This is a genomic window from Arenibacterium halophilum (assembly GCF_005938225.1).
Lineage (GTDB): Bacteria > Pseudomonadota > Alphaproteobacteria > Rhodobacterales > Rhodobacteraceae > Arenibacterium > Arenibacterium halophilum.
Genome location: NZ_VCPC01000001.1, coordinates 1,047,104 through 1,065,772, shown reverse-complemented (window position 1 = coordinate 1,065,772; position 18,669 = coordinate 1,047,104). Strand labels below are relative to the sequence as shown.

The window sequence follows — 18,669 nt, the reverse complement described above, 5'->3', positions numbered from 1 at the left end:
TGCGGGTGCGCGGTTAGGGCCAGTTGAGGCTGCGCCTTATGTCCAGCCGGCGGCGATGGCGTCGGCGATCATCGCCACCCCGCGATCTATGCGCGATTCCGGGATCGAGGAATAGCCAAGCCGGTACAGGTTCTGCGGTCGCTGGGTTCCGGCAAAGAAGGGCGCACCGGGTTCGATCAGCACGCCCTGCGGGCGCAACTGCTCGGCCAGTCGCGTGGTGTCGGTGCCCGCAGGCGCCTGCATCCAAAGGGACGACCCGCCATAGGCGCCCCAGCCCGCGACCGTCAGCCCGTGGCGCATAATCGATTCTTCCAGTGCGCGGCGGCGGCTGTGCAGCGCCTTCGACGTGCGCCGGATCTGCGCGTCGTAATGGCCAAGCGACAGGAAATAGGCCGCCGTGCGCTGCATCTGCCCCGGCGGGTGGCGCAGAACCGAGGCGCGCAGGGCCCGGGCCTCGCGGATGAACGGCTCGGACCCGACCAGATAGCCCAGCCGCAGCCCCGGAAACAGCGATTTGGAAAACGACCCGACATAGATCACGCGGCCCTCGCTATCCATCGACTTCAGCGCGGGCGAGGGCGCGCCAAGGAACGAGAGTTCGAATTCATAGTCGTCTTCAACGATCAGCGCGTTCAGTGCGCGGGCACGGTCCAGCAGTTCCTGCCGCCGCGCGCGTGGCATGGTGGCCGTCGTGGGCGACTGGTGGCTGGGGGTGCAGAAGATCACGTCGGTCTGCGGCGGAATCGCCTCGGGCGGCAGACCATCGGCATCCACGCGGATCGGCGTGATCGGGCAACGCACATGGGCCAGCAGGTCGCGCAGCGAGTGATAGCACGGGTCTTCGATCGCCACGCTGCGTTTCTGGTTCAGCACGATCTGGGCGGTCAGCCACAGGGCGTTCTGCGCGCCAAGTGTGATCAGAATTTCCGATGGCCTTGCCGCGATGCCGCGCCGGGGCAGGGTGTGGCGCGCGATGAATTCCACCAGAAGCGGGTCATCCTGGTCGAACACATCCGAGGTCATCGGGCCGAAATCCTTGGCCCCCAGCGCGCGCATCGCGCACAGCCGCCAGTTCGCGTGGTCGAACAGCGTCGGGTCGGCCTGCCCATAGATGAAGGGATAGCGGAACCGCTGCCAATCGGCGGGCTTGCGCGGGGTGTCGCCGCCGGAAAACTGCCGCACCATGGCGCGCGACCAATCCACACGATCCTCTCCAGTGGGCTGGGGGGTATAGCTGGGCGGGACCGGCGCGTTGTCGGACACGAAATAGCCCGACCGCCCGCGCGACGTCAGGTAATCGTTCGCGAGCAATTCGGTATAGGCCAGCGTCACGGTGATGCGGCTGACGTTCAGATGCGCGGCCAGCTTGCGCGACGACGGCAGCTTTTCCCCGCGATGAAACCGCCCCGACAGGATGCCCTGCGCGATCATCTGCTGGATGCGCGCCTGCAAGGTGCCCTGCGCGTCATCGGCAAGGAAAAGGGTTTCGACCGAAATTGCCATGCGCCCTTGATAGGCTGGCCCTAAGCGGGGCGCAATCTGGACTTACCTCTAACGCGGGCGCGACAGGGTCCAATTCAGCCCGGCGCGGATCGCGGGCCAGTCGGCTGCGGTGATGGAATAGACGGCGGTGTCGCGCAGGGTGCCGTTGGGCATCACCATGTGCGACCGCAGGATACCGTCCAGCCGGGCGCCCAGCCGTTCGATCGCGGCGCGGCTTTGGCGGTTCAGGAAATGGGTGCGGAATTCCACAGCGATGGCACCCAGCGTGTCAAAGGCATGGCCCAGCAGCATCCGTTTGCACTCGGTGTTCACCCCGCTGCGCTGCACCGATTTCGCGTACCATGTGCTGCCGATTTCGACGCGCTGGTTGACGTGGTCGATGTTCATGTAGGTGGTCATGCCCACGGGCCGCCCGTCGGGGGCCATCACCGTGAAGGGCACCATCGTGCCCTTTTCCAGCAGGCCAAGGCGGCGGTCGATCTCTGCCTCCATCTCGGCGGCATCGGGCACCGGCGTGTACCACAACGACGACAGGTCGCCATCGGCGCTGGCCTGAGCCAGACCGGCCGCGTGTTCCTGGGACAGCGGCACAAGCGCGGCATGGGTGCCGGACAGCGTAACGGGTTGGGCCCACATGGCGGGCTCCTTTCTTGGTCGGGAAGGGGGCGCCGGCCGCGACGGGCCGGCGGGAAATCAGCCGAAGACCTTGGTCAGCGCGCCATCGACGGCATCTGTGATCTGGTCGATGTCGTCGGCGGTCGAAATCAGCGCGGGCGAGAAGCACAGGCAGTTGTTCTTGCCGGGGACCGAGCGGTTGGACGCGCCGATAATCACGCCGCGCGCGCCGCATTCGGCGACCACGGCTGCCACGTGCGCCTCGGTCACCACGTCTTTGGTGGTGCGGTCGCTGACCAGTTCGACACCGCAGAACAATCCCTTGCCGCGCACGTCGCCGATCACGCGGTGCTTGTCCATCAGCGTGTGCAGGTTGTCCATCATCCGCGCGCCCATTGCGTCGGTATTGGCCAGGAGGTTCTCGTCTTCGATGATGCGCATGTTTTCCAGCGCGGCGACGGGCCCCGAGGTGCAGCCGCCGAAGGTGGAAATATCGCGGAAATGGTTCAGCTTGTCGGTTGGATCGTCCTTGAAGTGGTTGAACACCTCTTCTGTGGTGACAAGGCAGGCAATCGCCGCATAGCCCGAGGCGACGCCCTTGGCCATCGTCACCATGTCAGGCTTCAGCCCATAGTGCTGATAGCCGAACCATGTGCCCGTGCGCCCGACGCCGCAGACGACTTCGTCGATGTGCAGCAGGATGTCGTAGCGGTCGCAGATGTCCTGCACCTTCTGCCAATAGCCTTCCGGCGGGACGATCACGCCGCCGCCTGCGGTCACGGGTTCAAGGCACAGCGCGCCCACGGTATCGGGGCCTTCGCGCAGGATCACCTGTTCGATCTGCTCGGCGGCCCATTCACCATAGTTGGCCTCGGGCGCGCCGTCTTGTTCGTGCTTGCGATATTCAAGGCAATGCGGCACGCGCACGAACCCCGGCGTGAAGGGCCCGTATTGCACGTTGCGTTCGTCCTGCCCGCCCGCCGAGAGGCAGGTGATGGTGGTGCCGTGATAGTCGCGGTCGCGGTACAGGATCTTGTGCTTCTTGCCGCCGTATTTCTTGTGCGCGATCTGGCGCACCATCTTGAACGCCTTCTCGTTCGCCTCGGACCCGGTGTTCAGGTAATAGACGCGGCTGAGGCCCGGCATCTTGGAAATCAGCTTTTCCGCGAAGAGCGAGCCGGGGATCGACCCGGCGGAGCCAGCGAAATAGTTCAGTTTCAGCAGCTGGTCGCGCACCGCGTTGGCAATGCTTTCGCGGCCATAGCCCACGTTCACCGTCCACACACCGCCGGACACGGAATCAAGGAATTCCTTGCCGTTCTGATCCCATACGCGCATCCCCTTGCCTTCGACGATGATGCGCGGGTCGCTGGTTTCATAGGGTTTGTGCTGGCTAAGGTGGTGCCAGACATGCGCTTTGTCGGCCTCGACGACGTGGGACAGATCATTATCGCTGAACATGCCTTCCATGGGGCAGCACCTTTCGTAACATTGGAAAACGGGCGCGGGGCAGAGCGGTGGCGCTGCGTCGCGGGTTCATTGGACATGAGCGTGAAATTGCGGCGCATTATAGGGCCAGATGGTGGGTTGGCATAGGTCCAGTATGCCGGGAGCTACTTGCTTAGGGCACGCAATCGAACTCTTACCGTTCTGAATTTGTTAGATAAAATGAGTTTGAAATTCGCTTGTTTCTGCCGTTTTTTCTGACACAGGCATGGAAAGACACAGAAAAATCATTGATCGGATGCCGCTTTTCGGATCGGATCGGGGCCAAGGCCGGGGTGGATTGCGCAGGACGCGCCACCGCCCGCTTGGCCGAAAGAGGCGGAACACCGCCCGACCATTTCAGCCGCCCCGACGGGTGGCGCAACAGGCCTAACGCCGCAAATTGCGGCGCAACAGGGAGACGATGATGATCAAGACCAAAGTTATTGCCGCAATGGCCGGGCTGGCCGCCATGGGCGCCGGCGCCCCGCTGCTGGCGCAGTCCGATGAAATTACCGTGGGCTATTTCCTCGAATGGCCGATGCCGTTCCAATACGCCAAGGTGCAGGGCACCTATGACGAGGAAATGGGCGTCAAGGTGAACTGGGTCAGCTTCGACACCGGCACCGCGATGAGCGCGGCCATGGCCAGCGGTGACGTGCAGCTGAGCGTCAGCCAGGGGGTTCCGCCCTTCGTGGTGGCAGCCAGCGCGGGGCAGGATCTGCAGGTTCTCGACGTTGCGGTCAGCTATGCCGACAACGACAACTGCGTGGTGGCAAGCGGTCTGGAAATCGACAAGACCAGCGCAGACGAACTGGCGGGCAAGAAGGTCGCCGTGCCGTTGGGCACTGCCGCGCACTACGGGTTCCTGAAGCAGATGAGCCATTTCGGTGTCGATCTGGCCAGCCTCGACATCGTCGACATGGCGCCGCCCGATGGCGCGGCGGCGATTGCGCAGGGCGCGGTCGACATGGCCTGCGGCTGGGGTGGAGCGCTGCGCCGCATGAAGGAACACGGTAACGTGCTGCTGACCGGGGCCGAGAAGGAAGAGCTGGGGATCCTCGTGTTCGACGTGACCTCGGGGCCCGCCGAGTGGGTTGCGGAAAACAGCGATCTCGTCGCCAAGTTCCTGAAGGTGACCGCCGATGCCAACGCGATGTGGGCAGACGAGGCGAACCACGCCGAAATGCTGCCGGTGATCGCCAAGGATTCCGGCATGGATGAAACGGCGACGATGGAAACGATCGAAACCTTCATCTTCCCGACGGTTGACGACCAGCTTGGCGCCAAGTGGCTGGGCGGCGGCGCGCAGGACTTCATGAAGGGCGTGGCCGATGTGTTCGTCGAGGCAGGCAGCATCGACGCGGCCAAGGACAGCTATGAAAACGCTGTCAACACAGGCCCGCTGACCAGCGCGCAGGGCATGTAAACGCCTCCGGCCGGGCGCTTTCCGTGCCCGGCCATGACTCAGCCGCGACTTTCAAAAACAACAGGCGGAGCAGTCCCATATGTCGGGTTTGACGATCGACAATCTTTCGATGCGGTTCGACCTGCCGAACGGGTCGTCGGTACAGGCGCTTCAGAACGTCTCGCTTGATCTGAAGGCGGGCGAATTGCTGTCGGTCCTTGGCCCATCGGGCTGTGGCAAGACCACGCTTTTGAACATCGTCGCGGGGTTTCTGGCCCCGACCGAGGGGCGCATTACCCTGAACGGCAAAGAGGTGAAGGGCCCCAGCGCCGAACGCGGCATGGTGTTCCAGCAGGGTGCGCTGTTTGAATGGATGAGCGTGCGCGACAACGTGGGATTTGGCCCTTCGATGAAGGGCATGCCAAAGATCGACAAGGCCCGCACCGTCGATCACCTGCTGGACGTGGTCGGGCTGGGCGCGTTCAAGGACAAGGCGGTGTACGAACTGTCGGGCGGGATGCAGCAGCGTGTGGCCCTGGCCCGCTGCCTTGCCAATGACCCTGATGTGATCCTGATGGACGAACCGCTGGGCGCGCTGGATGCGCTGACCCGCGAGAAGATGCAAAGCCTTGTGCTGAAGCTGTGGAAGGAAACCGGCAAGACGATCATCCTGATCACCCATTCGGTGGAAGAGGCGCTGTTGCTGGGCGAACGGCTGCTTGTGATGGCGCCGCGACCGGGCCGCATCCACACCGAATACCGCCTGCCATTCGCCGAGTTGGGCGTGGGGCAGGATCTGCGCGAGGTCAAGAAACACCCCGACTTCGCGAAACGGCGCGAAGAGATACTCGGCATGATCTGGGACATGGAAGAGGAAATCATGGGCCGCACGGAGGCCGCGCAATGATCCCTCTGCTGATTTACGTCGCCATCTTCATGGTGGCCTTTGCCGTGGTGTCCGTCATGGGGCGGGCGTCGGCGCGGGGCGATTATACCTCGCGCAAGACGGTGACCTTCGGCGATGAAAGCGCGGTCACCCCGAACCGCATCGCCTCGGTCGTGTCGGTCGTGGCGCTGTTCGTGCTGTGGGGCATGTTCACCGGGTCGTCGCTGCTGCCGCGCTTTCTGCACATGCCGGGCCCGTTCGAGGGGGTGACGACCTTCGATTACACCGTCGCCACGCCCGACGGCCAGCGCGACAGCGCCACCGTGACCGTGCTGGTGCATCCCATCGAGGAAGAGGCCGCGGCGCCCGAGGTCGACGCGGGCGAGGGCTGGGCGAAGAACGACAGCGCCGCCATCGGCGTCTGGCGCTCGGGGCTGATCCGGGTGGATCGCAACGATGAGATCGGTCGCGACGACGGCGCCGAGGTGATCGAGGTCAACGGCCGCAAGCTGGCCCCCGGCGGCGAGGTCATCACCGATGGCGGCCGCGTCGGGATGAGCCCGAAAGGCACGCTGACCTTTACCCCCAACAAGGGCTGGCAGATGGAACCGATCTGGCTGCCCGCGCCAGAGGCGGTGGCCGCCCGCGTGGTCGAGATTGCGAGCGAGGGCTTTCGCGGATCAACGCTCTGGGAACACCTTGGCTATTCGCTGTTCCGCGTGATCGTGGGGTTCCTGTTCGGCGCGCTGGTCGGGATCCCGCTGGGCTATGCTATGGGGCTGAGCGACTGGTTCCGGGGCTGGTTCGACCCCATCGTGGAATTCATGCGACCGGTGCCGCCGTTGGCACTGATCCCGCTGGTTATCATCTGGGCCGGCATCGGAGAACTGGGCAAGATCATCCTGCTGTTCCTTGCCGCGCTGTGGATCATGGCGATTGCCGCGCGCTCCGGCGTGTCGGGGGTGAAGATTTCCAAGGTGCACGCGGCCTATTCGCTGGGCGCCAGCAAGTGGCAGATCATGCGCCACGTCATCATCCCGAATTCGCTGCCCGATATCTTTACCGGCGCGCGGGTGGCGATGGGCGTGTGCTGGGGCACCGTTGTTGCCGCCGAACTGGTCGCCGCCGAGAAGGGGGCGGGCATGATGATCATGGTCGCATCCAAGTTTCAGAACACCGACATCGTGATCATGGGAATCATCCTGATCGGCATCATCGGCTTTGGCATCGACATGCTGATGCGCTGGGCGGAACGGGTGCTGGTGCCTTGGAAGGGCAAGGGCTGACCGTCTAGAACAGCACTGGCGCGAACAGCAGCGCCAGACCTGCACCCCCGGCGGCCAACCGCAAGGGCAGCCACCGCCGCGACAGCAGCGCCGCCGACAGCGCAGCCAGCGCCAGCGCCATCGCGACAAAGGCCAGCAGCGCCGCCATCGGGTGATCGCCCAGCGCGATCAGGGCGGGCCAGGTGATCATCCCCACGGGGATCAGGTACAGACCCAACCCCAAAGCCATTGCCGTTCCCGCAACCTTCAGCCAGTTCTCCCCCACCATACCGGCCGCGATGAACACCGCGCCACAGACGGGCGGCGTGATCGTTGACAGCAGCGCATACCAGAACACGAACAGGTGGGTTTGCAGCGGGTCGAGCCCCAGTTTCATCAGGGCGGGCCCCGCGACCGACACGCAGATCACATAGGCGGCGGTGGTCGGCACCTCCATCCCCAGGATCAGGCAGGCCAGCGCCGTCAACAGCAAGGAGGCCGCCAGCATCCCGCCCGAGGCCGAGAGGATCACCGAGGTGATCTTGACCCCAAGCCCCGTGACACCAAGCACGCCGATCACGATGGACGCGCAGAAGATGATCGCGGCGATCATTGACACCTGCTGGGCCGAGGCCAGCAGCGCCTGTTCCACCCGCGCGGCCGTCTGCGGCAGGTTCAGCCGGAATTTCCCGTCGGTCAGCAGCAGCAGCGCGGCAGCGAGGATCGCAAGGCAGGCGGCATATTGCGGCGTGTAGCCAAGGGCGAACATCGCGATCAGCAGGATGGCGAAAGGCACAAGGAAGAAGGCCGATGTCACGATCACGTCACGCTTGGCGGGGCGATCCTCGGGCGCGATGCCGCGCAGATCATAGCGCGTCGACAGCGCGTCGATCCCGGCCCAGACGGCCCAGAAATACAGGATCGCAGGCAGGATCGCGGCGACCATGATCTGCGTGTAGGGCACGCCGGTCAGTTCCACCATCACGAAGGCCCCGGCGCCCATGAGCGGCGGCATGATCTGCCCGCCTGAACTGGCCACCGCCTCGACCGCGCCGGCGACACGGCGGGGGTAGCCCAGCTTCGTCATCGCGGGCAGGGTGATTGCCCCGGTCGAGGCAACGTTGGCGCTGGCCGAGCCGGAAATCGAGCCGAACAGCGCCGAGGAAATGACCGAGACCTTGGCCGCGCCTCCTTTCAGCCGCCCGGCGGCGGCAGCGGCGACGTTCATGAAGCCTTGGCCCGCTTCGCCCGCGTTCAGCACCGCGCCAAGGATCACGAAGATCGACACGATCCCGACCGACACGGCGGTCAGGCTGCCCCAGATGCCGCCTTCGGCAATCGTCATCGTGCCCAAGAACGACCGGATCGGCACGCCGGAGTGGCCGAATTCGCCCGGAATATGCTGGCCGAAAAAGGCATAGAGCAGCGACAGCGCGGCCACCAGCGGCAGCGGCCAGCCGATGGCGCGGCGCGCGGCCTCGATCACCGTGCCCAGCAGCACAAAGGCCACGCCGATCTGAAACGGCGATTCCAGGAACCCGTATTGGTCGCCCAGCATCTCGGCATTCCACGCGACCCAACCCGCAGCCGCCACGCCAAGCGCCGCAAGCGCCACGCCGCTGGCCAGCCGCCAGCCGGTCGCGCCAAAGACAAAGGCCCAAGGCAGGATCAGCGCAAGATGCAGCGGACGGCTGACCAGGTTCGGCACCAGTCCGTAGAACACCAGCCCGATGTGGAACACCACCAGAAGCGCGGCAAGGGCCAGCCAGCTGACACGGGGGAACATGGGCATGATCGTCAACATCCTGTTGAAAAGCGATGGGGCGCCGGCAATCACCGGCGCCCCTGTCATTCGTGGTAAGCCTGTCGCCGCGCGGTTACATCTGCGCGTCGCTCAGCGCAATGCCCGCTTCCTTGTAATAGCGGATCGCACCGGGGTGGATTTTACCCTCGATGGTGCCGATCAGGTCGGTGTCGACGCCTTTCCACCAAGGGGCGGAATCAGTCATTTCCGCCTTTTGCTCCCAGAAGGTCTTGGTCAGCTGATAGGCGGTGTCATCGTCCATCTTGGTGGTGGCATAGGCGACGACGGGCAACGAGGTGGTTGTGATGTCGCTATCCTGCCCGGCATAGGTGCCAGCCGGGATGGTCAGGCGGGTGCGCTTGGTCTGGGCCACCTGATCGTCGCTCAGCGACAGCACCTTCACGTCGGTCGAGGCGGCGGCCTCGATCACGTTGGGCGCGGGCCACGACCCGGCTGTCACGAACCCGTCGATCTGGCCGTTCTTCAGCGCGGCGACAGCGTTCGACAGTTCGGCATCCGACAGCGTCACCTTGCCATCCAGCCCGAACAGGCCCAGGTATTTCTCGCCTTCGGTGGCGCCAAAGCTGCCTTTGCCCAGCAGGATCGTCTTGCCTTCGAGATCGGCAAAACTTTCAGCGCCGCTGTCTGCCGACATCACGAAGTGCATGGTCAGCGAGGGAATCGGGAACAAGGCGCGGATCTCGTCGAACGCCGGATCGCCCTTGCCTTCGAACATGGCCTTGCCGGCCTGCGCCAGCCCGACCAGCGCGGGCGGGGTGGTAAAGACGTAATCGCCGCCGCGCGCGCGCACTTCCATCACGTTCTGGACCGAGCCCTGGCCCTCTTCCAGCGTGACGATGATGTTGCCGTCGGTCCCGGCCTTCATCGCCTCGGCGATCTGGACGCCCATCTGGTAGTAGGACGTACCGGCCTTGGCCGATTTATAGGTGACGCGGGTTTCGGCGGTGGCGGGCAGGGCCACGAGGGCGGCCATCAGGGCGGCCGCGGCAAAGCGCGATTTGGTGAACATGGTGACTCCTCCGTGTGTCGCGGTGACTAAACACGCGGGGCGGCAAAGAATCAACGCCCCGGTGACACGAGGACAGGGCGCTGGCCTGCACGGGGCAGGCCAGCGCGGTCGCGATCAGAGGCTGCCGACAGCGGCATGTTCGATGGTGGGCCACATCTCTTCCGCCTTGGTGATCGTGCCTTCGCGGTCGGCCTTGTATTTTTCGTACACGGCCTGATTGACGAACAGGTACAGCTTGCCGTCCATGATGTCGGCAAAGCGCGGATCGCCGTCCAGCTTCTTGCCCAGGGCCACGGCAAAGGCGCAAAAGCCGCCGTATTGCGGCAGGTAGCGCGCCGGGTCGGCCTTGAAGGTTTCGGCGCTGATCTCCGAGGCAAAGTAATAGGATACGCCGTCGTGCAACACGGCATGGGTGGCCGAGCCATGGGCGACGGTGTTCAGCGTGGCCAGCGCGACCGGGTCGAACCCGTGCAGCGCCAGCGGCGCGCCATCAAGCGTCAGCCCGTTCGATACGTTGACCTCGTCCTCGGCAAAGGCCGGGGCGGCCATGGCGCAGGCGATGGCAAAGGCGAAGGCAAGGTTGAAGGTGGTTTTCCGTGACATGGGACTGTCCTTTCAGGGTTGTCCCGCGATCTGCGGGAAGGGAGGGAAAAGGGTGCCCGACCCCATGGGGAGGTGGCGGCCACGAGGCCGGGCAGGAATGGCGCCTGCCAGAATGGGCAGGGCAGGCGCCGGGGCGGCGGGCATGGGGGATCAGGCAGGCGCCCGCCGCAAAGGCTTACATCGCGTGGGCGTCGCGGATCGCGGCCACGGTGTTGGCGGTATTGTCGACCGCGCTGGCGATCATGCGGAAGTTGGTCAGCGAGGCGGCATAGCCATCATAGAACGGCGTGATCGCCCCGGCGGTGGCATCGGTCACGACCAGCACCTCGAAGCCGGCTTCGACCAGTGCGCGCATGTGCGATTCAGTGCAGAGGTTCGAGGACATGCCGCCAAGGATCACCTTGTCGATCCCGGCCTTGCGCAGTTGCAACACAAGGTCATTGCTTTCCGGGCCGTATACCTTGTGCGGGCTGGTCACGACGGTTTTGCCGTTGTCGATGTAGGGCTTGTATTGTTCAAGCCAGTCGGCACCCGAGCCTTCGAACCCAGTCAGGGTCAGCGCGTCGGGGCGGTCGAACATGCCCAACTGGTGCATCAGCGTTTCCAACGTGCCCTCGAAGTGCCACTTGTGATCGTGTTCGTAGTAGTAATGCGGCGAGATGAAGACCGGCATGTCGGTGGCTTCGGCGGCGGCAAACAAGGCGTCGATATTTTCGACCGTGCCATTGGCGGTGATGCTTTGGCCGACCACGCCCCATGTCACGCCCTCGGGCGACAGGAAATCGTTCTGCGGGTCGGTGATGACCAGCGCGGTATTCCCGGCGGTGATGTCAAAGCCCGGCATCGGCAGGCCATCGTTGACCGGGGGCTGGGTGGCCGTCGCGGCGCGGGCGGTGTCCTGCGCCAGGGCAGGGCCGGTCCCCAGACCGGTGATGATTGCGCCTGTCGACACCATCAGCCCCGCGCCGAGGCAGGCGGCGGCGACGGTTACGCCAAAGTGGGCGGTGCGTTTCTTGAAATCCATGATCTGTCTCCTGTCATGTGCGCGGTTGGGGGCGCCGGGGTCTGGCCGGTACGCTGGCCGCGCGGTGTATCGAACAGGGACTGGATAGGATGACGGGGCCGCGCCGGTCTTGACCGGGCATGTCAGAAACTTGACGCAGCGTGACAAAGCGGGAAAACTTGCGCCCGTCCCCGGGTGGCGCGGGGTTTGGGATCACTGTTGCGGGGGGCGCAGGTGCCGGAGATATCGGCGATATTCGTGCGCAAGCATGTGAACGAGGCGGTGAATCTGCCTGACAAGGCGGCACTGTACGCTTCGGTCGGGCTGACGGCAGACAGCGCGCAGGCCCCCGATGCGGGTGTCTCTACCGCCGATTACTTTTCGCTGCTGGAAACCATCGCCAAAAGCGAATGGCCCAGCCTTGGGTTTCACATGCGGGTCTGTGCGGGAATGCGTTGCGAGGAATTCGGTGCGGTCGGGCTGGCGATCAAATCCGCGCCCACGTTACGCCACGGATTCCAGCGGATGCATCGCTATGCGCGGCTGTACAACAAGACCTCGGCCTTCGCGGTCGAGGACAAGGGCCATGTCTATTGCTGGACGCACCGCCGCCCGGAACCGCAGCGCCTTGGCAATCACCTGTCGAACGAAGCGGCGCTGGCCACCTTCCTGACACTGTGTCGCGAAGCTGCCGGGCCCCAGCTGACTCCGGTGCGCCTGCAATTCGCGCATCAGCCCATTGGCGACACCACTGCGCTGGTGCGGCATTTCGGGATCGAGCCGGTCTATGGCGAGGCGATGGACGGGATGCAGTTTGCGCTTGAGGACGTCGATCGCCCCAATCCTGCGGGCGACATGGGGTTCTGGCGCTTTTTCTCGGATCACCTTGATACCCTGCTTCCCCCGGCAGAGACCGCCCCTGACAAGCTGGCCGCGCAGGTTGTGGACGAGGTGGCCGGTCTGCTGAGCGGTGGCGTGCCGCAATTGGCCGAAGTTGCCAGCCGGATGGGCATGGGCACCCGCACGCTGCAACGACGGCTGTCGGATGGTGGCACGACATATCAGGATCTGGTGACCGAAGCGCGGCGCCAGCTGGCCCGCAAGCTGCTGCGCCAATCGGATTATTCGCTATCGGAAATCGCCTTTCTCACCGGCTTTTCCGAGCAAAGCGCCTTTACCCGCGCCTTCAAACGCGACGAAGGCATCACGCCCCGCGCCTACCGCCAAAGCATCTTGTCCCCAGCGGCGGCTATATAGCCAGAAACCGCTGGAGACCGCGCGCCAAGCAATCACTCACGCTGCTTGGCAATCTCAACCCAGTTCGTGGCCGCTTCTGGATGCGGCGGGCCCTGATCGGGTCAGAGCACCGACGGCAGCACCAGTGTGAGCCAGGGAAACAGCGCAAGCAATGTGGTGCCCAGGACGAACAGCAGAACAAAGGGCCAAGCGGCCGCGTAGACATCGGCAAGCGTTCCCTCGGGCCATGTGCTTTTGAGAGCAAAGAGCACATAGCCTAAGGGCGGCGTCAGGCCTCCGATCGTCACGTTGATGAGGAACAGCAACCAGAACCAGATCGGATCATAGCCCTGCGCGGCAACGATCGGAATGTAGATCGGGATCACGATCAGCATCAGCGCGATCTGGTCGACGAACATGCACAGAACGAAAGGCAGCAGCATCAGGATGAAGAGCATCAGGAAATACCCCAGCTCCAGCCCGACCAGCCATTCGGTCAGCGCAGCCGCACCACCGCTGAGCGCGAGAAGCTGACTGAAAAGTTTCGAGGTCGCCATGATGATCAGGATCATGCCCGACACCTTGGCCGCCGACACCGTGGCCTCTCTGATCATGTTGAAACTTAGTCCACGATAGATCGCCGCCGTGACCAGCGACCCGATAACCCCCATGGCAGCCGCTTCTGTCGGCGTGGCGATGCCCAACAGGATGAAGCCAAGAACCATAAGGATGATGATCGTGAAGGGAATGATGCGAACCACCGCGATAAGGGCATCCCGGGCGGTGACCTTGGGCATGACGTCCGGCGCGGCAGGGGCCATTGCAGGGTTCAGCCAGATACGGACAAAGACATAGACCAGGAACAGCGCGGCGAAGACGAGGCCGGGAATGATGCCCGCGATCAGCAGGCCCGCGATCGACACACCTGCAAGCGTGCCGACGATAATCGTCAGAATGCTGGGCGGGATCAGCGGGGCAAGGCACGCCCCGGCAAGAATGACGCCAGCCGAGAGTCGCGGGTTGTATCCGCGCGAAATCATGCCGGGCAGAAGCGAACGCCCCAGCATCGCCGCTACGCCCATGGCGGCGCCCGAAAGCGTGCTGAACACCGTGGCGAGCGCGATTCCCAGAACGTATTGCCGCCCCTTCACGCGTCCGATCAGCGTGTCGATCGAACGAAAGAGCATCTCGACCGAGTTGCTGCGAAACAGGATCTCTCCCATCAGGATGAACAGCGGAATGGTCGCCAGTGACTGCGTGGTCGTGGTTTCGTAAAGCGAGTTCACGAACATTCCGTATCCCGCAGGCCCGATGAACAGGACAACGGTCAACAGGTTTATCAGGAAAAAACCGACAAAGACGGGCATACCGGTCGATAGAAAGGCCAGCAGCAGACCAACCCCCGCGACCAGTGCGGGTATCCCTTCAGGCATCATGTCCGGGGCTCCTGCTGCGGTGAGGGCGGTGAAACGGTCAGGCCGATAAACGCCAGCCCACAGCCAACCAGACCAAAGGCGATCACTGACGTGAGTATCCATTTCGGAAAGGGAATTGCCGAATAGGTCATCGTTCCACGCCGGAAAAGCGATGCGGCTTCGGCGATCGCAATGACGCCCCCGCCGATGCAGACGATGGCGCCCGCCGCGAACCCAAGCCGGATCGCAAGGCGCGCCCATTTCTCTGGCAAGAGGTCGGGCAGCAGGGTTACGGCAACATGGCCGTTTTCCCTTGTCAGCCAGGGCGCAACGAGAAAGACGGATGCCAGCAGAAGGAATGACACCGTGTCACTGGCCCAGCGCGTCGGCGCATTAAAGAAATAACGCATCACCACCTCGCAGGCGTAGCAGGCGACGATGGCTGTCAGGGCAATCGCGCCAAGCGCGAATGCCAGACGGAAAATCCGGTCCAATGTCGTGATCAGCACGGCGGTTATCCTTTTGAATGGCAGGTCTGAGAGGCATCTTTAAGAAACGCCGCCATCGAAGAGATGGCGGCGTCCCGGACGGAGTGTCGGGTCTTACTCGTACGACAGACCGGCCTCTTTCGCCAATTCGCGCATTTTCGAGATCTTGTCGGGGTTGACCGTGGCCGCAAGGTTCATCTGGCCGATGAACCATCCGGTCTGAAGGTCCGCGGCCTGCTCTTCGGTCAGTTGGGTTTCCTGCATGCCGTTCTCGATCAGCTGGGCCTCTTCGCTTTCGACGATCTCGGTGAACTGATCGACGGCCATCTGCTCGAATTCCTGAGCCGCTGCCTCGATCTGCTGGCGTGTCGCGTCGTCCAGACCGTTCCACTTGTCCAGGTTCATCAGAACCAGATAGTTCGACTGGCCGAAGGACGGGCGCATGAGGTAATCGGCGACTTCGAACCACCGGAAGGACAGCGCGCCGATGATCGGCCAGGCTGCCCCATCAATCGTTCCGCGCTCCAGCGCGGGATAGATCTCGCCGCCGGGCAGAACGACTGGCGACGCGCCAAGTTTTTCCAGAGCCGCGTGATAGCTGGGGGTGCCACGAATCTTGCGCCCTGCCAGCCCGTCACCTGTCAGCTCGTCCTTCAGAACGACCTGGTAGCCGCGCGGGTCGGCCAGAACGGCCACGACCTTCATGCCGATTTCCTGGTACTGGGCATCGACAAAGGAAATGATCTCGGCATCGCGCAGGTCGGCGACAGAGCCCTTGAGCGTGTCCAGCGCCATGCCCACACTCAGATCGTTGTAATGATAGGATCCATGCGTGAACAGCATGTCGAACAGGCCGCGCTGAACGGGGTCCAGCTGTTCAAACGGCGGGATCGTTTCCGGCCCCATCGTCTTGATGCTCAGGCTCTCGACGTTGCTCTCGAGGTGATCGGTGAAGGCCGTCAGAACCTTGCCGACGGGCGGAAAGCTGGAATCCCAGCTGGCCAGCAACCGCAGATCCGTTGCCTTGCCCGCGTCGGGCGATAGCGACACGGCCAGAGCGGCCGCCGCAAGAATACCGGTGAATTTCATTGTAGTCTCCTCCCCTTGTTCAAGCATCCGGCCCGCTGCACGACCGGCGCCGGTATCGTCCGGACGCCGGCTCTGGCTGGCCTGATTGCGTGGTGAGACTATACACGACAGCAAACCGCAGAAATGCCATGCGCGAGGTCGACTCGACTTTTGCACATATGTAGAAATTTCTATGCGGGGAGCATTGGGTGGCCTTGAATCGCGCCCGTCAGGGCGCGACGTGCTACAGTTTTCCGGTCGGCGAGGGACTGCGGGCGCTAGTGGACCGCAGCGAACATGATGCGTTTTTCCGTGGCCTCGTCAGGGGTGAACTCCTCGACGATCCGGCCGGCACGCGACACGAGGATGCGGTCGGAAATGTTCATGATCTCGGGCAGGTAGGACGAAATCACCACCACCGCGATGCCCTGATCCGCCAATTCATTCAGAATTTGGTGGATTTCGGAAATGGCCCCAACGTCGACGCCGCGGGTCGGTTCGTCGAAGATGACGACCTTGGGTTTTTGAACAAGCGCACGGGCGATCACCACCTTCTGCTGATTGCCGCCGGACAGTTCGATCACTCGCGCGTTCGAGTTGATCGCCTTGATGTTCAGTCGCTCGCTCCACTCTTTCGCCATCCTGCCGATCTCGGAATAATTCAGTATGACGCCCGAGCTGACATTTGCGGCCTGCGCGGCGCGGTGGATGTTGTCGGCGATCGACATGTTCTCGAAGAAACCTTCGATCTTTCGGTCCTCGGTGACATAAACGATCCCGTCCTTGACCGCCTTCAATGGCGTGCGGTAGCGAACGGGCCTGTTGTTCAGCCGAACCTCTCCGCCGTGAAAGAAATCGCGCTTGTAGATGCCGGATATGACCTTTGCCGCCTCGGTGCGGCCCGATCCGATCAGGCCGAATATCCCCGTGATCTGCCCCGAGTAGACCGAGAACGAATTGTTCTTCACCACCTTTGACATGGACAGATTCTGGATCGACAGAACCTTCTTGCCGGTCGGGCGCACCTTCTGGGATTCGTGATCCTGGTACAGCTCTTCCGAAAGGGTCCTGCCGACCATGGATTGCACGATGGAGTTGCGGTCAAAGCTCTCGGCCGGTCCCGTATCCACGAGTTCGCCGTCACGGAGAATGGAAATCCTGTCTCCGATCATCAGGGCCTCTTCCAGCGCGTGGCTGATGAAAATGACCGATACGCCGCGGTCCTTCAGCTGCCGGACCAGGTTGAAGAAGTGTCGCTTCTCTTCCGGGGTCAGGGTCGCCGTCGGTTCGTCGAAAATGATGACCCGGGCCTTTTGCCGGACGGCGCGGGCAATTTCGACCATCTGTTTCTTGGCGGCCCCCAGCGTTCCGACATCGGCCCAGGGGTCGACATCAAAGTTCAGCGACTGCATGAATTGCTGGGCCGCGATATAGACGCCGCGAAGCCGGTTAAAGAACTTCTCTTCCCCCAGATACAGGTTCTGCGCGACCGACATGGACGGCACCAGGCTGGTTTCCTGAAACACCATGGCGATTCCGTTGTTCAGCGCCTCGGCGGGCGTGGCAAAGGAAACGGGGCGCCCCTCAAGAAGCATTTCGCCAGAGGTCAGTTCTGTCACGCCGGCCATGATCTTGGTCAGGGTCGATTTGCCCGCGCCGTTTTCGCCCAGCAGAGCGTGGATTTCTCCGGGTGCCAGTTCGAAATCGACATTCTTGATCGCAGGAACGCCCCTGTATTCCTTGGTGGCGTTCCGCATTGTGACCAAAGGTTCGGTCTTTGCCGCATCAAAGCTCATGTTGTTGCCTTCAAGATTGTGTCCCCACCCTTCGAGGCGATCAGAAGACCGCCCGAAACCGGCAGACAACTTGTGATACCGTGACGTTTCCCGTTTGCTCGCGAATGGAGGCTTTCCAGCGGTCGCCCGTCGGCGTCGAGCCGAACTACCAGTCCGATAGAGCGCGATGGGGCCCACGGCTTCAACTCGCCCAGTTGCTTCAGGCCGCCGCCTTGCATGGGTTCAAGGTAGGATATCGGAGCGTGCAGCGATGGCGCGATCCAGTATTCGGGATCGATCTCGGCCAGCATTCTCTCGCGGTAGGCGCGTTCTTTCAGCACGAACTCGATCAGCTGGGTGCGCGGGGCGAAGATGCAAAGCCACAGATCGTTGTTGTCGCCTCGGATCAACCGCGACGGATATCCCGGCAGTTCGTCCAGAACCACGCCCGGTTCTCCGCCATCCGCGATGGTGATCACGCGGTGACGCCAGCTTTCCGACACCAGTACCGCACCGTCGTCCCGTGCCACGATGCCGCTTGGAAAGGCAAGATCGCGCGAAAGACACCGGGCCGCGCCAGTTATAAGGTCCAGTCTCCAGACCGAACCTGATGCGCCGAATGTCATCAGGTCCCGTTTCCATTCGGCCATTCCGTGCACCTGGCTCGCCAGGCAGATCAAGAGCGTTGCGGCATCCTCGAAGACCATCGCGCTTGGCGCCACGATTTGCGTATCGCCAAGCGAGGTGAAGGACTGCCCGTCATGCGCGCCGCCACGTATGATGATCTGCCCCTCTTCCAGACCAATGGCCAACGCGCCCGAGGTATGGCTGGCAAGGCAGCACACGGCGCTTGTCTCGGTTGCGATCTGTGCGACTGCGCCGTGTTCTTCCAGCTTGTGCAGCGTCGAGCCGCTGCTGAAGATCAGGCCGCCGTTGTGGCGAACGAGATTGTCGGGCGCGTCCACAGCCGCGATTTCATCGGCCTCTTCGATGCGGTTGTTGGGACGCAGCGCACCGTCCATCGGGGGCAGGGTGATGGCGGCCTCGCCACTGCCGCGCAGCCGGTCGAAGTACCGGGTGAACAT

16 protein-coding genes are annotated in these 18,669 nt (G+C 63.2%); 4 read left to right on the top strand and 12 right to left on the bottom strand.

Going from position 1 to position 18,669, the window contains the following annotated elements; translation table 11 throughout:
- Window positions 1-36 precede the first annotated feature (36 nt).
- The 3 genes from pdxR to FGK64_RS05090 are packed head-to-tail and all read right to left on the bottom strand — an operon-like array spanning window position 37 to window position 3,588.
- Window positions 37-1,503, bottom strand: a complete 1,467-nt coding sequence (pdxR, locus tag FGK64_RS05100; RefSeq protein WP_138862684.1) for a MocR-like pyridoxine biosynthesis transcription factor PdxR — start codon at window positions 1,501-1,503, stop codon at window positions 37-39.
- A gap of 48 nt (window positions 1,504-1,551) precedes the next feature.
- On the bottom strand, window positions 1,552-2,139 hold the full coding sequence (locus FGK64_RS05095; protein WP_138862683.1) for a GNAT family N-acetyltransferase: 588 nt from the start codon (window positions 2,137-2,139) through the stop codon (window positions 1,552-1,554).
- Between the two features lie 57 nt (window positions 2,140-2,196).
- Window positions 2,197-3,588 (bottom strand): aminotransferase family protein, encoded by a 1,392-nt coding sequence (locus FGK64_RS05090; RefSeq protein WP_138862682.1) that lies wholly within the window; start codon window positions 3,586-3,588, stop codon window positions 2,197-2,199.
- Window positions 3,589-4,030: 442 nt separating this feature from the next.
- Here FGK64_RS05090 and FGK64_RS05085 point away from each other — a divergent pair, with 442 nt between their 5' ends.
- The 3 genes from FGK64_RS05085 to FGK64_RS05075 all read left to right on the top strand — a co-directional run bounded on the left by FGK64_RS05085 (window position 4,031) and on the right by FGK64_RS05075 (window position 7,183).
- Window positions 4,031-5,032: a taurine ABC transporter substrate-binding protein gene (locus FGK64_RS05085; protein ID WP_425456596.1), complete on the top strand. Its 1,002-nt coding sequence runs from the start codon at window positions 4,031-4,033 to the stop codon at window positions 5,030-5,032.
- 79 nt (window positions 5,033-5,111) lie between these two features.
- On the top strand, window positions 5,112-5,918 hold the full coding sequence (locus FGK64_RS05080) for a taurine ABC transporter ATP-binding protein (RefSeq protein WP_138862680.1): 807 nt from the start codon (window positions 5,112-5,114) through the stop codon (window positions 5,916-5,918).
- The gene (locus FGK64_RS05075; RefSeq protein WP_138862679.1) at window positions 5,915-7,183 is read left to right on the top strand and encodes an ABC transporter permease; all 1,269 of its coding nucleotides are present in this window, start codon (window positions 5,915-5,917) and stop codon (window positions 7,181-7,183) included. The genes FGK64_RS05080 and FGK64_RS05075 overlap by 4 nt, the downstream gene beginning before the upstream one ends.
- Window positions 7,184-7,187: 4 nt before the next feature.
- Here FGK64_RS05075 and FGK64_RS05070 read toward each other — a convergent pair whose 3' ends face one another.
- From FGK64_RS05070 to FGK64_RS05055, 4 genes are all read right to left on the bottom strand, one after another.
- Window positions 7,188-8,954 (bottom strand): TRAP transporter permease, encoded by a 1,767-nt coding sequence (locus FGK64_RS05070; RefSeq protein WP_210236539.1) that lies wholly within the window; start codon window positions 8,952-8,954, stop codon window positions 7,188-7,190.
- A gap of 85 nt (window positions 8,955-9,039) precedes the next feature.
- On the bottom strand, window positions 9,040-9,996 hold the full coding sequence (locus tag FGK64_RS05065; RefSeq protein WP_138862678.1) for a TAXI family TRAP transporter solute-binding subunit: 957 nt from the start codon (window positions 9,994-9,996) through the stop codon (window positions 9,040-9,042).
- Between the two features lie 114 nt (window positions 9,997-10,110).
- A complete protein-coding gene (locus FGK64_RS05060) occupies window positions 10,111-10,599 on the bottom strand; it encodes a YHS domain-containing (seleno)protein (RefSeq protein ID WP_138862677.1) in 489 nt (162 codons plus the stop codon).
- Between the two features lie 175 nt (window positions 10,600-10,774).
- Entirely contained in the window at window positions 10,775-11,623 is an 849-nt protein-coding gene (locus FGK64_RS05055; RefSeq protein ID WP_246057675.1) for a cysteine hydrolase family protein, read from the bottom strand.
- Between the two features lie 213 nt (window positions 11,624-11,836).
- On the opposite strand from FGK64_RS05055, the gene FGK64_RS05050 reads away from it, so the two are divergent.
- On the top strand, window positions 11,837-12,859 hold the full coding sequence (locus FGK64_RS05050; protein ID WP_171053977.1) for an AraC family transcriptional regulator: 1,023 nt from the start codon (window positions 11,837-11,839) through the stop codon (window positions 12,857-12,859).
- Between the two features lie 101 nt (window positions 12,860-12,960).
- On the opposite strand, the gene FGK64_RS05045 is transcribed toward FGK64_RS05050, so the two are convergent.
- The 5 genes from FGK64_RS05045 to FGK64_RS05025 form a co-directional block, all read right to left on the bottom strand.
- Window positions 12,961-14,271 carry a TRAP transporter large permease gene (locus FGK64_RS05045; protein WP_138862675.1) on the bottom strand — a complete coding sequence of 437 codons (1,311 nt, stop codon included), beginning with the start codon at window positions 14,269-14,271 and terminating at the stop codon, window positions 12,961-12,963.
- Complete coding sequence (locus tag FGK64_RS05040) at window positions 14,271-14,762, bottom strand: TRAP transporter small permease (RefSeq protein WP_138862674.1); 492 nt, start codon at window positions 14,760-14,762, stop codon at window positions 14,271-14,273. The genes FGK64_RS05045 and FGK64_RS05040 overlap by 1 nt, the downstream gene beginning before the upstream one ends.
- 93 nt (window positions 14,763-14,855) lie before the next feature.
- Entirely contained in the window at window positions 14,856-15,830 is a 975-nt protein-coding gene (dctP, locus tag FGK64_RS05035; RefSeq protein ID WP_171053976.1) for a TRAP transporter substrate-binding protein DctP, read from the bottom strand.
- 257 nt (window positions 15,831-16,087) lie between these two features.
- Entirely contained in the window at window positions 16,088-17,605 is a 1,518-nt protein-coding gene (locus FGK64_RS05030; protein ID WP_138862672.1) for a sugar ABC transporter ATP-binding protein, read from the bottom strand.
- Window positions 17,602-18,669 carry an SMP-30/gluconolactonase/LRE family protein gene (locus FGK64_RS05025; RefSeq protein ID WP_138862671.1) on the bottom strand — a complete coding sequence of 356 codons (1,068 nt, stop codon included), beginning with the start codon at window positions 18,667-18,669 and terminating at the stop codon, window positions 17,602-17,604. The genes FGK64_RS05030 and FGK64_RS05025 overlap by 4 nt, the downstream gene beginning before the upstream one ends.

Coding starts and splice junctions, on each gene's coding strand:
- pdxR (WP_138862684.1), bottom strand. CDS start 1,503: ATGGCAATTTCGGTCGAAACCCTTTTCCTTGCCGATGACGCGCAGGGC.
- FGK64_RS05065 (WP_138862678.1), bottom strand. CDS start 9,996: ATGTTCACCAAATCGCGCTTTGCCGCGGCCGCCCTGATGGCCGCCCTC.
- FGK64_RS05045 (WP_138862675.1), bottom strand. CDS start 14,271: ATGCCTGAAGGGATACCCGCACTGGTCGCGGGGGTTGGTCTGCTGCTG.
- dctP (WP_171053976.1), bottom strand. CDS start 15,830: ATGAAATTCACCGGTATTCTTGCGGCGGCCGCTCTGGCCGTGTCGCTA.
- FGK64_RS05090 (WP_138862682.1), bottom strand. CDS start 3,588: ATGGAAGGCATGTTCAGCGATAATGATCTGTCCCACGTCGTCGAGGCC.
- FGK64_RS05055 (WP_246057675.1), bottom strand. CDS start 11,623: ATGGATTTCAAGAAACGCACCGCCCACTTTGGCGTAACCGTCGCCGCC.
- FGK64_RS05060 (WP_138862677.1), bottom strand. CDS start 10,599: ATGTCACGGAAAACCACCTTCAACCTTGCCTTCGCCTTTGCCATCGCC.
- FGK64_RS05030 (WP_138862672.1), bottom strand. CDS start 17,605: ATGAGCTTTGATGCGGCAAAGACCGAACCTTTGGTCACAATGCGGAAC.
- FGK64_RS05025 (WP_138862671.1), bottom strand. CDS start 18,669: ATGTTCACCCGGTACTTCGACCGGCTGCGCGGCAGTGGCGAGGCCGCC.
- FGK64_RS05070 (WP_210236539.1), bottom strand. CDS start 8,954: ATGCCCATGTTCCCCCGTGTCAGCTGGCTGGCCCTTGCCGCGCTTCTG.
- FGK64_RS05080 (WP_138862680.1), top strand. CDS start 5,112: ATGTCGGGTTTGACGATCGACAATCTTTCGATGCGGTTCGACCTGCCG.
- FGK64_RS05075 (WP_138862679.1), top strand. CDS start 5,915: ATGATCCCTCTGCTGATTTACGTCGCCATCTTCATGGTGGCCTTTGCC.
- FGK64_RS05085 (WP_425456596.1), top strand. CDS start 4,031: ATGATCAAGACCAAAGTTATTGCCGCAATGGCCGGGCTGGCCGCCATG.
- FGK64_RS05095 (WP_138862683.1), bottom strand. CDS start 2,139: ATGTGGGCCCAACCCGTTACGCTGTCCGGCACCCATGCCGCGCTTGTG.